Source organism: Paenibacillus sp. HB172176 (assembly GCF_011947265.1).
In the GTDB taxonomy this organism is placed as follows: Bacteria; Bacillota; Bacilli; order Paenibacillales; family Paenibacillaceae; genus Pristimantibacillus.
The window spans coordinates 451,729-466,962 of the sequence record NZ_JAATHD010000004.1; the positions used below are offsets into that span (position 1 = coordinate 451,729).

Below are 15,234 nucleotides of genomic sequence, written 5' to 3' on the forward strand. Positions count from 1 at the left end.
GTAGTGAACAAGCTCTGTATTTATCATCTAATAACGTCTCCTGTGTCCACCTGATCAAATAAGGACAAGTAAAAGTTATGAAATCGCCAATCATGACATAGATTGTCACTATTATAACTTCGCTGTGCCCCCTCTGCAATATTTGTCACATAACCTCCCCCCACAACCTGCCCCAATACCGTCAAAGCCGCTGCAGGCAAGGCTTTTCACCAGATTCGCATCTCATGACCCGGCTTGCTATCTCATGACAAGGTCACGGATTGCCCATATAATCAAGAGATACAGATTGTGAATTCCATGGAGCGGCGATACACTGAGGTCGAATTCACAGCAGCGGCGAGAGGCAAGCGAAAAGTCGATCCACCGAGATCTACTGAAACTTACCGAGATACGTTGACGGAGAGCAATGCTAAGTCTCACTGCAACCGCTGTGCATTACACAGGCATAGGGAGGTCTCTTTCATTGAAAACAAATCGATTCAAACCATCTTGGCTTAAGCTGACAACGGTGCTTGCGCTGTCGACGGCGCTTATCGCCGGATGCAGCTCCGGCAATAACGGCAATAACGGTGAGAACGCATCCAACAAGCCCGGCTCGTCTGAAAGCGCTTCACCATCAAACGGCGATTCGCAAGCCGAAGCGATTTCCTTATCCTATTGGGTAGGTTTGCCGGCGAACGCCGCCCGTTCCTTGAAGGATTACGGCGAATCTTTGTTCTATAAGGAGCTGGAGAAACGTACGAATGTAAGCGTAGATTTCATCCATCCGGCGGTAGGCACGGAAAGCGAGCAATTCAACCTGATGATCGCATCGGGCAAGCTCCCGGATGTGATCGAGAGCAATTTCACGAGCTATCCCGGCGGACCCGAGAAGGCGATTGCGGACAAGGTCATCATTCCGCTTAACGATGTGATCGAGCAATATGCGCCGAATTTGAAGGAGTTTCTGGACGAGCATCCCGATATGCTGAAGGAGATCAGCACGGATAACGGCACCATCTATGCCTTCCCGGCGCTCGGTGTAGGCCATTCCAATGTGAGCAGCGGCTTTATGCTTCGCAAGGACTGGCTTGACGAGCTGGGACTTGCCGTGCCGGAGACGATTGACGAATGGACGAATGTGCTGCGGGCGTTCAAGGAGAAGAAGGGCGTGAAGACGCCTCTGACGATGACGCTGAGCGACTTCAGGAGCGAGCGGCTTAACGGGGCCTATGGCGTTGGCGCAAGCTTCTACCAGGAGGAAGGAAAGGTGAAATTCGGCCCTTACGAAGACGCCTATAAGGATTATTTGGCTTTATTGAACAGTTGGTATAAGGAAGGCTTGCTCGATCCCGACTTCGCGACGCAGGACAGCGCGGCGAAGGACGCCAAGGCTACGAACGGAGGCGCCGGCGCATTCCCGGCATATATCGGCTCGGCGATGGGCAAATATTTGAACGCGAACAAGGACAGCGATCCTGCTTACGATCTTGTAGCGGCGCAGCATCCGGTATTGAACAAGGGCGACGAGCCGAAGTTCTTCACGGCGGCTTATGATTATCGCGGCGAAGGCAGCGCGGGAATTACGCCCGCGAACACGCATGTGGAACAGACGGCCAAATGGCTAGATTATCTTTATTCGGCTGAGGGCGACCTGCTGAAATCGTTCGGCGTTGAAGGCGAGACCTACAATCTGGAGGGCGATTATCCGAAGTACACCGATCTCATCGTGAACAATCCCGACGGACTTTCGATCGGCGACGCCATGGCGAAGTACCTTCGCGTATCTTCTCCGTCTCCGGGCTTTGTCGGCGATGATCGTTATACCGAGCAGTACTACGGCTTCGATCAACAGAAGAACGCCGTGAAAGTATTCAACAAGTATTATGACAATCTGAAGGATACGCGCATGCCTCGCGTAACGGCGACGGATGAGGAAGGCCAGGAGCTGTCCGCGATTATGGCGGAGGTGAATACGTATCGCGAGGAAATGTTCATGCAGTTCGTCATGGGCTCCGCGCCGCTAAGCGAATTCGACAGCTACAAGGAGCAGCTGAAGAAAATGGGCATTGAACGCGCGATCGAAATCAATCAAGCCGCGCTGGATCGTTACAACCAGAGGTAATCGGCGGCGGAGAAGCGCCATACAACGCTGAACGGCGTAAGTTCCGGCGCTTCTCCGGCGGCATGAAGAAGGAGGGCCTCATGAAATTTCTCGCTAAAGACTACCGGCGGCACAAATATTTGTATCTGATGATTTTGCCCGTTGTGTTGTACTATATCATCTTTCAATATGTTCCGATGTACGGAGCGATAATCGCGTTCAAGAACTATCGGATAGCGGAGGGCTTTCTGGGCAGCTCGTGGGCGGGCTTCAGCCATTTTACAAGCTTTTTCGACAGCTACTATTTCTGGCGCCTGATCAAAAATACGCTGTTGATTAACCTGTATATGCTGCTGTTCTCCTTCCCTGCTCCGATCATCTTCGCCTTGCTGATCAATGAAATCGGCGGCAAGCTGTTCAAGCGGGCGGTGCAAACGGTGACCTACCTGCCCCATTTCATCTCCATGATCGTCATCTGCGGCATGATTACCCAATTCGCGGCGAGAGACGGCTTCGTGATGGACATTCTCGTCTGGCTCGGGATGGAGCGCACCGCGCTGCTCGGCCATCCGGAATATTTCCGGGCGGTGTATATTGTATCGGATATTTGGCAGAGCGTCGGCTGGGGCTCCATCATCTATCTCGCGGCGATTACGGGAATCAATCCGGAGCTGTACGAAGCCTCGCGGATCGACGGCGCCAATCGCTGGAAGCAGACGCTTCATATTACGCTTCCTGGCCTGGCCGCGATCATTACGATTCTATTCATTCTGAAGATCGGCAATATGCTGGATGTAGGCTTCGAGAAAATCATTCTGCTCTACAATCCGAGCACGTATACGACGGCCGATGTGATCAGCACGTTTGTCTATCGCAAGGGCCTGGGTGGAAATAATGAGTTTAGCTACGCAACGGCAATCGGCCTGTTCCAGTCGGGGATCAACTTCGTGCTGCTGATTGCGGCCAACCGCTTCAGCAAGAAGGTAAGCGAGAACAGTCTATGGTAGCCGCCGCGCACTTGCCGAGGTCTGCCGTAGACTCACCAAGGTCTGCCGCAGACTCGCCGGGATTTGGCATAGACTCACCGAGGTCTGCCGTAGACTCGCCGGGATTTGGCATAGACTCTCCGAGGTCTGCCGTAGACTTGCCGAAGTCTGCCGTAGACTCGCCGAGGACATCTGCAGACTCACCGGGATTTGCCCCAGACTCGCCGCAAGCCGCCATTCATCGCGGCGGGCCCATATCCGCCAAGCCGCAATTCAACATGAGGAGGTGATACAAAATGGAAACCAGCGCCATTCGAAAGAGCAGGGGTGAACAGATTTTTCAAGTCATTCTTGTTCTCTTCATGCTCTTCATGATTTTGATTACGCTATACCCGTTCGTCTATGTACTGCTTTCCTCGATCAGCGATTCGAGGAAGCTGATTTCCCACTCGGGTCTCCTGCTGACCTCGCAGGGCTTGACCTTCGACGCTTATACGAAGGTGTTCCAGAATCCGAACATACTCGGGGGTTATCTCAACACCATCCTCATCGTGTTTGGCGGAACCTTGCTTAATTTGTTCATGACGAGTCTGGGCGCCTACGTGCTGTCGCGGAAGGGCGTGCCTTGGGCCAGAATCGTGATGCTGATGATCGTATTCACGATGTTCTTCTCGGGCGGCCTCATTCCCATCTATCTGCTCGTCAACAATTGGCTGCATCTGGGTAATTCGCTGCTGGCGCTCATTATTCCCGGGATGATCTCCACCTGGAATCTGATCATTCTCAGAACCTCCTTCGAGAGCATTCCGGACAGTCTTATTGAATCTGCCCGCATAGACGGAGCCCAGGATTTCACCATTCTGTTCCGCATTGTCATTCCGCTGTCTCTTCCCGTCATGGCGGTCATGATTCTGTTCTATGGGGTGAATCATTGGAATTCCTGGTTCAACGCGATGCTGTATCTGCGCGACAGAGAGCTGTTCCCTTTGCAGCTCATTCTTCGGGAGATTCTTATTCAGAACAGCACGGCCTATATGTCAGGCGACGCTTCGGCTTCGGATGTCGAGGCCGTAGGAGAGAGCATCAAGTATGCGACGATTATCGTGGCGACCTTGCCGATTCTGGCGGTATATCCTTTCCTGCAGAAATACTTTGTCAAAGGTGTTATGATTGGGTCAATCAAAGGATAACGACCGGAGGGAGCGTGCGGAAATGCGGGGTTGGAAGAAGCACGGCGTGCAAAGGAGATGGCTGCAGTCCTATGCGATTGTGCTGCTCATTCCCATTGTGATGATGACGGCGACGTATTTGCAGACCAGACATGTTATCAACGACGAAATCAATCGCGCCAATTCCGCCCTGCTGTCGCAGCTTCAGCAAGAGATCGACAATTATACGGATTATGTTTACCGGCTGACGGAGATGGTGTCCCTGAATGCCAAGGTGACGTCCATTATCAGCAATCAGGACCAGCTTGACGCCAAGCAGCGCCTTGATATCGTGCACACGCTCGCCGATTTCAAGTCCTACAACATCGCCAAGCGCTTTGTGGATCATTTCTACATTTATTTCAATAGCGGGGACTTCGTGCTGACGGACAGCTCCTATTACGAGACGGAGATGTATTATTCCTTATTTTATGAAAATTCGGCTCTGTCGCTCTCGGATTGGAGAAGCTTTCTCTCGCAAGAGCATCGCGGGCAATTCATTAACATGAGCGACTTCAGCAAAGGGGCCCGTTCGGGCATTATGTACACGCAGTCGCTTCCCTTCAAGTCGAGGGGAGGCAAATCCGCATCGACGCTCGTTATCGAGCTGAATCAGGAGCGGTTGATGGAGTCCATTCGCAATCTGCAAGCCTATAATCAAGGGAAGGTCTATATTCTCGATGAAGAGAATCGGCTGCTTGCGTCCTCGGAGCCAAGCGGCGCGGAGGAACGGGAGTTCCATTTTCCTCAGGAGAAGAAGGAGGCTTCCACCGGCACGATTATCGAGCATTGGGACGGCGAGAAGATGGTGCTGTCCTATACGAAATCTTCTCTGACCAATTGGAAGATCGTCTATGCGCTTCCATCGCGGCTCTACAGCCAGAAGGCCGAATATGTGCGCAATATCTCCATTCTGACGCTTGCGATTGCAGCCGTTGTCGGCTCGATCATTGCCGTTCTGCTCGCAAGACGCAACTACCATCCGTTGCAAAAGCTGATTCGAAGCGTGGCGGCGCGCAGCGAAATCGACCCTTCCAGAGCATCCAGTTCCAGCGAGTACGACTATCTGGAGGAGGCGCTGGACAATACGCTGGGACGCTATCAGCTCATGAATCAAACGATAGAGACGCAGAATAAGGCGCTTCGCTCCAATCTGATTGCGCGTTTGCTCAAGGGACGGATCAAGAACGGCTATCCGATTGCCGAGATGCTTCCCGAGCACGGCATGACGCTCCAAGGCGATCAAGTCGCGGTGCTGCTGTTCTACATCGAGGATTACAGCGGCTTCTTCCGACTGGATGAGCAAGATGCTGAGAAGAAGCGCGAATTCGTGCATCTCATTATGACGAATATTGTGGAGGAGCTGGCGGGACAGGAGCATCAAGGCTGGATGAGCGAGCTTGACGAGATGCTGGTATGCATCGTCAATTTCAAGGGGAATACGTCTGCGGAGGAGGCGAACGCATCCCTGAAACGAGTGGCGGAGGAAGCGCAGCGCTTCATTGGAAGTCGCTTCAAAATCTTCTTCACGGTATCGGTCAGCTCCATTCACCGGAGCGCGGCGGAGCTGCCGACAGCGTATCAAGAGGCGATGGAGGCGATGGAATATCGGATGCTGCAGAGCGGCCAATCGATTATTTGGCATGATCAGATCAAGCATCAGGAGCTCTCTTACGATTATTCGATCGAAAAGGAGCAGCAATTGATTAATTATGTGAACGCGGGCGATTATACGGGAGCGAAGGCGACGCTCGACGCGATTATCGACGGCAATCTGGAGCAGGAGAACGTATCGGCTGATTTGCTCCGCTGCCTCCTGTTTGATATGTGCAGCACGATGATGAAGGCAGGCATGGAGGCGAATCTGGAGCGCGACGAGCTCTATGAAGAGAATTTGGCGGCGATTCGCGAGCTGTCCAGCGGCAGCACCGTATCCGCCATGCGCGAGCGCATGTCCCAGTTCCTGTACAAGATCTGCCTGCTCTCGGAGGAGAGACGGAAGAGCAGCAAGTACCGGCTGAAGGATCGCGTGCTTGATTACATTGAAGAGCATTATAAGGACAATAAGCTCGGCATCAACATGATCTCGGAGCATTTCGGCCTGCATCCCTCCTATATGTCGCGATTTTTCAAGGAGCAGGCGGGCGACACGTTAACCGACTATATGAACCGGTTCCGGGTGGAGAAGTCGAAGGAGCTGCTGCTGCGGGACGATATTTTCATCAAGGATATTAGCGATCTTGTCGGCTTCTACAGCATCAGCACCTATATTCGACTGTTCAAGAAATATGAAGGCGTAACGCCAAGCGCGTATCGGGAAAGCGGCAAATATCAGAGCGATGCAAGAGAATGAGGCAAGAGCGCTGAGGGTGAGGCAAGTGAGTGGAGCAGGAGCGTGAGGCAAGTGAGTGGAAAAAGAGCGTGAGGCAAACGAGTGGAGGAGGGACCCTGAGCGTGAGGCAAGCGGCATGCGAAAGGAGCAAGAGCGCTGAGAGTGAGGCAAGCGAGTGGGGCAAGCGAGTGAGGCAAGCGAGTGAGGCAAGTGAGTGGAACAAGAGCGTGAGGCAAGCAAGTGGAGCAAGAGCGCTGATACTGGTTTTCGAAGTAATCTGCATGTGCGGGAAATGTTACGCGCCCGCCGCTCAAGTAATGCATAGCCGTTTCACCTTGAAATATAGGAAGGTATATGTTAGCACTTTCTCTATATTTCTCCGGGACGAAACGCGTCCCGACGCCCTAGAAGGGCATAGTTGTTTCACCTTGCTCAGACGGAGCTCTAACGAATACTGATAGCGTTAAAAGTAATAATTAGGCATGAATGGAAAGCTAACGAATATTCATATGCTTATTTCACGTTTTAAGCTCAAAAAAGGGCTTGCTTTGCTGCAATAACGTTATGAATCTTCCTTAGATTCAGGGAACGGGCATTTTGAGGATATTAGCGTTATGAGTCTTCCTTAGAATGCTTTTTGGTGCGAGCAGGCGCGCTGTGTGCCGTTAAATTTCAAACAGAACTTTTATGTGATGGCCTGCAATGAATCGACAACCTCATTTCGGCGCTGAGGACCTCCTCCTCAGATTCATAATATCAGCCGAACATTCCGGCCGCAGGCGACTATGAGGTGTTCGTCCAGCACAGCTCGGCGAGCAATCGCGCGAATAATGTAGAGGTGAAGATTGTTCATAAATAGCCAATAGATTACTTTAACCAAGCAGCAACGAGGATACTGGCGTATTTTCGTTGCTGCTTGGTTTTGAGGCAAGGGAGCCGGAAGGTGTCGTAAAGGCTGTTCCTTTTTCGCACAAAGGCGAAAAAATTAGCGTGTAGAGTTGCGTAGAGGTTGCTTGTGCTTACATAGGATGGAAATACTCCAGCATAATGGCTAAACGGCGGCGATGATTATGAATAAGCTGGAATTTGTCCTGCTTATTTCACTGTATCTGCTCGTATGATGCAAGCTGGGCGTTATAAGCTGGAGTAATTCCTGCATAAATAATAATTTAGTCGAAAAGAAGAAAATATACTGGAGAAATTCCAGTTGATCGCCGTGCTTAATGTGCATGGTATATATTGAGGCTGTCGATTATATGCAGGGCCGTTCTCCAAAATGGGAGAGCGGCTCTTTCGCCACTTTCTGCACCGCGCGCAGCTCCCGCCGCGCAGCTCCCGCCGCGCTGTGGGACGAAACGGGTGTCACTTAGGACCTTGACCGAATTTCCTGCCGCATGAAGACGTAGTAGGACAACCCGAAGCAGATCATCGTCGCGGCAAGCAAGCCGGTCAGCTGCGGCCATACGATGTTCAGGCTTTGGACGAGCGGCAGCGGGCTTGGAAGCGCGCCGTACACCTGCTCCATCGTAAGCGGTCCGAGCGATCTGACGCTCGGCATGAGCAGCGCCGAGGTCGCGTCGTTGAAGAGCTGGGCCGGAGACAGTCGGCCAAGCCCAAGCATCAGCTGCTGATAGCTCATGATCGAGTCGGCGCTTGCATCGCTGGCGGGCGCAATCCCTTTGGCGATCAGACCTAGAATCATGCTGTAGAAGACCGAGAAGAAGATCCATAGCGAGATGCCCGACAGCGCCGAGGTTGCCGCTTGCTTGAAGCGCACCGAGAACAGAATGGACAGATTCAGCCAGAAGCCGACATAGACGACGGTGGACAACAGGAACAAGAGCACGCGCCAGAATTGCTCCGGCGTCGGCGGATAGCCGATTACGATCAGACTTGCCCCCATGACGAGGAAGCCCAGCGCGAGCATGACGACGGCGATCAGCAGCAGCGAAGCGACGAATTTGGCCTTCAGGAAATCATCGCGGTAGATCGGCTGCGAGATGAGACGACTGAGCGTTCCTTTGCTGCGCTCCGTGTTCACCGCGTCGAAGCCGAGCGAGATGCCCATAAGCGGACCGAGGAAGGACACGAAGGAAATGAAGCTCGGCAGCGTGCCGTCCGACGAGGTGAACACGTTCAAGAAGAGGAAATCGGTACCGGTATCCTCCGTACCTCCGCCGCTCTTGATCGCTGTGATCGCTGCATAGACGGAGCCGATGCACGCCAGGAAGATGATGACGAGCAGTATGGCGAAGCGCCAGCTGCGAATATGATCCCCGAACTCCTTCTGCACCATGATCCAGAAGGGAGAAGCCTGCGAATGGAGCGGCTTGCTCCTTCCATTTTCGCTGCTTGCCGTTTGGGGAAGCTTTGAAGCTTTTGATGCTTCTGAAGTGATGAGCCGCTTAAGCGCCATCGGTTTCGCCTCCTTCGAAATAGCGACGATAGATATCGTCCAAATTGTACGATTTGCGGCGAATCGCCAGCAATTCACCTTTGGAGGCGGCTTGTCTCGCGATGACCGATGTCAGGTCTTCCCGGCAGGAGAGGCGAAGCGAGACGCTGCTGTGGCCTCCGGTTGGACTTGGCATTCTGTAAACGTTTTCCACACCCTCTATCGCCTGGAGCGCTTCGAAAAGCTCGTCGGAGCAAGCGGCGACCTCGAGTTCGACCACAACGAATTCATCCTCTTGGAGAGAGCTCGCCAGTTCCTCTACGCCGCCGCAGGCAATCAAGCTTCCTTGCACGAATAATCCGACGCGATCGCAAATCTGCTGCACCTGATGCAGATGATGCGAGGATAACAGCACGGTCAAGCCCTCCTCCTTGCTGAGCGAGGTAATCAGTTCAAGAAGCTCCGCCACGCCGCTCGGGTCGATGCCTAGCGTCGGCTCGTCGAGTATGATCATCTCGGGCTTCTTGATCAGCACGTCGGCCAGTCCGAGGCGCTGCCTCATGCCGCGGGAGAAGGTGCCGACCTTCTTGCCGGCGGCGCCGGAGAGGCCGACCTTCCCGAGCAGTCTCTCCGCGCTCGCGGCGGCGTCCTGCGCGGAAATGCCGTTCAATCTGGCGGTGTAGATCAGATTGTCGGCGCCGCTGCGTTCCTCGTAGAAGCCGATATCGTCAGGCATGTAACCGACTCTTCGCTTGATCTGAAGCGCGCTGCGCGCCGGATCCATGCCGAGCACGCGAACCTTGCCCGAGGTCGGCTCGGTCAGCCCGAGCAGCATGAGAATCGTGGTGGTCTTCCCTGCGCCGTTCGGTCCGAGAAGGCCGAAGATTTCCCCGCGTTTGATTTCCAGGTCGAGCCGGTTCACGGCGATATTGTCTCCGTACCGCTTGGTCAGACCGGAGAGCGCGATAGCGGCAGCACTGCTCAGTTCAGCGCTTTTGGCGTTGTCTGTCGTATAATCCGTATCCATCCCTATCGCCTCCCGTAACGGCGGAAGAGTCCGTAGAGTATACCCGCGACGGCGACGATGATCAACACGCCGATCCAGCCCCAAAGCGAGGAGGATTTCACCGCTACGCGAATGGCCGCGTTGGCGGATTTCTGCGCGCTTCCGGCTGTAACGGCAAGCGCGTAGTCGCCGGGCAGCGCCTTTTCGTCCGATTGAATGACCGCTTGCACGGTGGCTGTCTTGCCGGGATCGAGCGAACGCACGGTCTTCGGCTCGAAGGTGACGCTCCAGTCGGACGGCGTCTGCGCGGACAAGGAGATATCCTCGAGCGCAACGGAGCCGGAATTGGTGACGGTCATCTCCAGCGTCGTGGAATGCCCCGCCTTCACCGTCGCGTTCAGCCGCTCGTCCGAGGTGCTGAGGGAAAGGCCGTAGCTGCCAGTCACGACCGCTTCCAGCTTCGTTTCGGCTTGACTGTTCGTGTTCGAGGCGGAGATGGGAATGTCATAAGTCCCGGCCTTGACGCCGTCCGGAGGAACGGCAGCGACCTGGATGGTCTGAGATTGGTTAGGACTGACGGTTACGGAGGTGACATTGTTCCCTCCGGAGGAGAAGCGAACATCCCAGCCGCTGGCCGCGGAGGCGGCGAGCGCGTAAGTCTGATCCTCGGCGGTTTGATTGCGAAGCGTCGTCGTGAAGGTGAAGGTGTCGTCGGCATGGCCTTCAATATTGGATTGCTCCGCTTCGAGCTTGGTCGTAAACGTTCCTTTCTCGGTAATGTTCACGGATAACGGAAGCGTCGCGCCGCCAGCGTTGACGGTGAAGCGGTATTCGCCCTTGTCGATCTTGAGCGGGACATCGAGCCTTAGACTCAGCGTTTCGGATTCCCCGCCTTTGACGGCGATTTGGTTCACGGAATGTCCCCCGGCTGTAAGCTCGCTTGACCAATCATTGGCATTGCCGTCCAGCGCGATGTCCGCTTTCTTCGTCTCGCTGTCATGGTTGATCAGCTCGATGCTGTACGTAATCGATTCGCCGGGCGATGCGTTAAGCGCGGTATACGGGGTGTACAGCTCCAGCGAGGCTGCGGCGTAGACGGCCGGCGTTCCCGTTCCTGCCTGGAACCCCCAAGCGATTGCAATGAGAAGAGCGCAGAGCGCCGTTCTCCGCCATGCATGACTCATGGCCTTTGACATGTGAATCATCTCCTTATGGTTCATCGATTTCGAGGCGCTCGCAGGCAGCCTTTGCAAGGATTACGAACGAGATTCGGATTTGGATTTAAATAGCCGCCGAAAAATTCAACGGTTTTCAAATTCGAATTTTTTTGCCATGATAGAGTTATAGACAAGCATGCTTGCTGCCGACAGGGCGGCAAGGATCGGAGGGGATCGGGATGCGTTTGAGGAAGCCGGGGAGAGAACGCTTCGCGAAACGAAGGCGTACTGACGAAGGCTTGGCGGGCGAGATGAGGGGGGAACGCCGCTCCGGGGACGAACGCCGAATGAATGCGGCGACTTGCTCCGGGTCTGCTAAAGGCGACGATGTCGCAGCTGCATCAATCAGAGCCGATGAGGGCAAAGACGAGCCGGCGGGCGTCGATACGGCGAGCTTGCTGCGGGAGACGCTGCTTGGCTCCGAGGAAGCCTTTCGCGTCTTCTACGCCCGCTGCGCTCCACTGGTGTTGCGAATCGCGATTCGGATGCTGGAGGACAAAATGGAAGCGGAGGATGTATGCCATGATGTGCTGCTCGAAGCCATTCGCGGAGGAGACAAGTACAAGGAAGAGAGGGGCTCCGTCGAGGCCTGGCTGGCGATTATGGCCAAGAGTCGCTGCCTGGACAGGCTCCGGCGAAGACAGAAGCAATCGGTAGTCGATCTGTCTCGCGAAGGCTTGCAAGAGGGACGGAGAGGCCATGTCGCGACGCCGGAGGAATCCGTCATTGCGAGCAGCGAAAGGCGCATCGTCAGAGAAGCGCTAGGCGCGCTTCCGTCCGCACAGCGCAATGCGGTCGCGGCGGCCTACTTCGAGGACAAGACGCAGAGGCAGATGGCGGAGGATTGGCAGGTGCCGCTCGGAACGGTGAAATCATGGATCAGGTACGGACTTAACAATATGCGCAAGGAGCTGGCGAAGCGAGGCTGGTCCGGAGCGGAGAGGGGAGAAGATGATGGCGACAGATCGAGATAACGAATGGTCGGGAGGCGGCTGCGCCAAAGGATACGGCGAACAAGAATGGATCGACCTTATTCTCGGCAAACAGGCGGAAAGCGTGGAGCGGGCCATGCGGAGCCATCTCTCCTCCTGTCCAGCATGCGATGCGCAATACCGGGAATGGCGGGAGCTTCTGGCCGTCGAGGAGGTTCCCGAGACAGCCGGGGAAGCCTGGGAGCATGAGCAAGAAGGAAGCGGGCAGCGCATGGTCGAGAGCGGCAAAGAGCTCGCGCACGAGCGGACGGCGGATGCCCGGACCTTGCTGCCGCCCACCCGTTATCAATCGCTGCTCGGCGAAGTGTCGAAGCTGAAGCGGCGGAGCAGGCGCAAGCGCTGGGGCGTCGCGCTCGCCTTGCCGGCATTCGCGGCCGCGGTCATTGTCGCGCTCACGCTCTTCCTCCCCGCCGGAGACGGAAAACCGGCATCGCGAATCGATGAATACGTGATGCGGCAGGAGCCCGCCGCGCTTGCCGTTCTACGGAACGAGAACACGTCGAAGTATCGAATCGCGGCGGCCGAAGGTCGTGCGGGAGAAGGCTATCTATGGTTCAATGTGAGTAACAATGAGGCATTCCTGCTGCTCGACCGTTTGACAAGCGGAGACGAGGTTGACTATCAGGCCTGGGCGATTACGGGAGATCGGCGCGACAGCCTCGGACTGATCACGCTCTCCGGCACGCAGGGACATCTCTACATGAGGACGGATTTGCTGCGCATGGCGGATACGATCGCGCTTAGCGCCGAGCCGAAGGGAGGCAGCCCGCAGCCGACGACGGAGCAAATGGTTTTGCTTGTGCTGCAATGATGGCTTATGTCGCATGGATAATGGAGAAGACAGATGAGCATGCGCTTCGGACCCTTGTCGGATTGGACAGCTTGAATGAATTTCGGAATTATGACAACACTTGTCAGTATTAAGCGATATGATATTGGCAAGCCCGCCATGATGGGCGGTTGATCTTATTCAAGGAAACGGAGTGGATTCGCATGTCAGGAGTCATTGAAATGAAAGAGCTTCTTTTTCAGGAGCTAACGCTCATCGCAAGAACATCCCTCAAACTGATTGGCAAATTGGAAGGTGAAAATTGGACATATCGGCCGCAAGCGAATATGCGATCGATGGAGGAGCTGGTTCATCATCTCGTCGCGATTCCTTCGGTGGATTTGCTCATTCTTCAGGAGAACGGGCGGGAGACGGTTCGCGCCATGGAAGAGTCCGTTGAGGCCGAGGGACACAGCAAAGAAGCGCTGTCAGCCGTGCTTGATAAGGGAATGAACGATTTGCGCGCTTATATGGAGGGGCTGTCCGACGAAGAGTTCCTCCACAAGGAGACGGCGCCGTTCTATATTGATCATCCTACAAAACAGGCGAAATGGCTGATTGAGATCGTCACTCATTTGCAGCATCACCGGGCGCAGCTGTTCCAATACGTGAAGGCGCTTGGGCATGACGTAAATATGTTTGATTTGTATTAGTGCATGTATGCAAACACGCTCTGGCGGCTGCGGCCTATGAGATGATAAGGCTCTATGAAACGACCGAAGAATGGAGGGAATATCTATGAAGAAGGCGGCGCCGAAGCTGCCTCTGACGCTGGAGGAAAGGCAGCTGTTGAGGCGGGAAGGACGAACGATTCATGAAATCGCGGGCATGAGTCCCCAGGAGCTTTCCATCATGCTTCAAGTTCCGGAAGAGCGGGCGAGGCAGCTCCGGGGGCTGGCTGAATTCCAGGCCGTTCCCTCCATCGGACCGAAGGTGGCTCAGAGAGTGGCGGATATGGGCTATCATTCGCTCCAGGATTTGGCGGAGCGAAGCGGCCCGGAGTTGATCGACGAGTGGGAGCGGCAATGCGGCTACTGGGAGGATCCCTGCCTGGAGGATGCCTATTGGTGCTTGGCGCATCATGCCCGCCATCCCGGGAGCGAGCGGAAATGGCATGACTTCACGGAGGAGCGCAAGGCTTATCGCGCGCGGCACGGCTATCCTGCCGAGAGGCCGACGAAGGCCTGGCACGAGATGGAGCGTTGAGAGAGCGGGATGAAATCCCGAGAGTTTACGATAGGGTCGTAGCAGGCAGACAGGAGACGATAGGACGGCAGCAGATTGCATACAGAGTGCAAACAAAGTGCAACCAAGGTGACAGATTTATACTCATTCGGAAGGGGGGGCGGTGATTAGCCTTGAGAAAATTACGTTATCAGGTGGCCTGCAGTCTTGACGGCTATATTGCAGGAGCCCAAGACGAGTTTGATTGGATCGTAGAGGAGCCGTCATTTGATTTCGAAGCGCTTCACGCGCAGTTTGATACGATTGTTATGGGGCGCCGAACCTATGAAATCGTGCATGCGATGGGCGAGAGGTTTCCCGGCAAGCGGGTGATCGTGGCCTCGAAGTCGCTTCGCCAAGAAGAGCATCCCGAGGTTGAAGTAGTGGGCGAAGAGCTGGAGGCGAGGGTACGCGAGCTTCGGGAGCAGCCGGGCCTGGATATCTGGCTGTACGGCGGTGGGGAGCTCTTCTCGAAGCTTCTCGGATGGGGGCTTGTCGATACGGTCGAACCGGCGATTATTCCAATCTTGTTGGGAGGCGGGGTCCCGCTGCTCGCATCAAGCGGAGTTCGCCAGCGTTTGGAACTAACCTCGCACAAGGTCTATCCGAGCGGGATGGTGCTGCTTGCATACAAGGTGCGAGGGGCTCGAGAGTAGTATATCTTCTGAAATTAGTTAACCTATATAATTTGAACTAAAGAAATCGATAGTTACATCCTGACACAAAGCCGATCGATAATGGAACTTGGATTTTTCATAATTTCGTCCATGAACAATCCGACGTTTTTTCGGATGTCGGCAACGGTGTGATAGAACACATTGTTGATTACATTGGATTTCAGCCATTTCCATAGCCCTTCAACAATATTCAACTGCGGGCTGTAAGGCGGCAGAAACACCAATTCGAGTCGACCATTCAGTTCGTCCAGGAACGGTTGGAGCAGCTTGGCGTGATGAATCCGG

At 54.7% G+C, this 15,234-nt stretch carries 13 protein-coding genes; 9 read left to right on the forward strand and 4 right to left on the reverse strand.

Going from position 1 to position 15,234, the window contains the following annotated elements:
• The first annotated feature begins 463 nt into the window (after positions 1 to 463).
• From HFP08_RS08945 to HFP08_RS08960, 4 genes are all read left to right on the forward strand, one after another.
• Positions 464 to 2,104: an extracellular solute-binding protein gene (locus HFP08_RS08945; protein WP_168120236.1), complete on the forward strand. Its 1,641-nt coding sequence runs from the start codon at positions 464 to 466 to the stop codon at positions 2,102 to 2,104.
• 80 nt (positions 2,105 to 2,184) lie between these two features.
• On the forward strand, positions 2,185 to 3,090 hold the full coding sequence (locus HFP08_RS08950; RefSeq protein WP_168120237.1) for an ABC transporter permease: 906 nt from the start codon (positions 2,185 to 2,187) through the stop codon (positions 3,088 to 3,090).
• 275 nt (positions 3,091 to 3,365) lie between these two features.
• Positions 3,366 to 4,259 (forward strand): carbohydrate ABC transporter permease, encoded by an 894-nt coding sequence (locus HFP08_RS08955; RefSeq protein ID WP_168120238.1) that lies wholly within the window; start codon positions 3,366 to 3,368, stop codon positions 4,257 to 4,259.
• Between the two features lie 22 nt (positions 4,260 to 4,281).
• A complete protein-coding gene (locus HFP08_RS08960; RefSeq protein ID WP_168120239.1) occupies positions 4,282 to 6,630 on the forward strand; it encodes a helix-turn-helix domain-containing protein in 2,349 nt (782 codons plus the stop codon).
• Positions 6,631 to 7,975: 1,345 nt separating this feature from the next.
• Here the strand turns inward: HFP08_RS08960 and HFP08_RS08965 are convergent.
• From HFP08_RS08965 to HFP08_RS08975, 3 genes are read right to left on the reverse strand one after another with little or no spacing between them, the layout of a single operon-like run.
• The gene (locus HFP08_RS08965) at positions 7,976 to 9,025 is read right to left on the reverse strand and encodes an ABC transporter permease (RefSeq protein ID WP_168120240.1); all 1,050 of its coding nucleotides are present in this window, start codon (positions 9,023 to 9,025) and stop codon (positions 7,976 to 7,978) included.
• On the reverse strand, positions 9,015 to 10,031 hold the full coding sequence (locus tag HFP08_RS08970) for an ABC transporter ATP-binding protein (RefSeq protein ID WP_168120241.1): 1,017 nt from the start codon (positions 10,029 to 10,031) through the stop codon (positions 9,015 to 9,017). Before HFP08_RS08970 ends, HFP08_RS08965 begins: the two co-directional genes overlap by 11 nt.
• A 2-nt stretch (positions 10,032 to 10,033) precedes the next feature.
• A complete protein-coding gene (locus tag HFP08_RS08975) occupies positions 10,034 to 11,206 on the reverse strand; it encodes a COG1470 family protein (protein WP_240941210.1) in 1,173 nt (390 codons plus the stop codon).
• A gap of 200 nt (positions 11,207 to 11,406) precedes the next feature.
• Between HFP08_RS08975 and HFP08_RS08980 the strand changes: the two genes are divergently transcribed.
• The 5 genes from HFP08_RS08980 to HFP08_RS09000 all read left to right on the forward strand — a co-directional run bounded on the left by HFP08_RS08980 (position 11,407) and on the right by HFP08_RS09000 (position 14,928).
• Positions 11,407 to 12,201 carry an RNA polymerase sigma factor gene (locus HFP08_RS08980; RefSeq protein WP_240941214.1) on the forward strand — a complete coding sequence of 265 codons (795 nt, stop codon included), beginning with the start codon at positions 11,407 to 11,409 and terminating at the stop codon, positions 12,199 to 12,201.
• The gene (locus HFP08_RS08985; RefSeq protein ID WP_168120242.1) at positions 12,179 to 13,030 is read left to right on the forward strand and encodes an anti-sigma factor; all 852 of its coding nucleotides are present in this window, start codon (positions 12,179 to 12,181) and stop codon (positions 13,028 to 13,030) included. Before HFP08_RS08980 ends, HFP08_RS08985 begins: the two co-directional genes overlap by 23 nt.
• A 200-nt stretch (positions 13,031 to 13,230) precedes the next feature.
• The gene (locus HFP08_RS08990) at positions 13,231 to 13,701 is read left to right on the forward strand and encodes a DinB family protein (RefSeq protein ID WP_240941217.1); all 471 of its coding nucleotides are present in this window, start codon (positions 13,231 to 13,233) and stop codon (positions 13,699 to 13,701) included.
• An 85-nt stretch (positions 13,702 to 13,786) separates the two neighbouring features.
• Positions 13,787 to 14,254, forward strand: coding sequence for a helix-hairpin-helix domain-containing protein (locus HFP08_RS08995; RefSeq protein ID WP_168120244.1), 468 nt, complete (start codon positions 13,787 to 13,789; stop codon positions 14,252 to 14,254).
• Positions 14,255 to 14,406: 152 nt separating this feature from the next.
• On the forward strand, positions 14,407 to 14,928 hold the full coding sequence (locus HFP08_RS09000; RefSeq protein WP_168120245.1) for a dihydrofolate reductase family protein: 522 nt from the start codon (positions 14,407 to 14,409) through the stop codon (positions 14,926 to 14,928).
• Between the two features lie 53 nt (positions 14,929 to 14,981).
• On the opposite strand, the gene HFP08_RS09005 is transcribed toward HFP08_RS09000, so the two are convergent.
• A partial coding sequence (locus HFP08_RS09005; protein ID WP_206109208.1) for a transposase occupies positions 14,982 to 15,234 on the reverse strand: 253 nt, incomplete at its 5' end.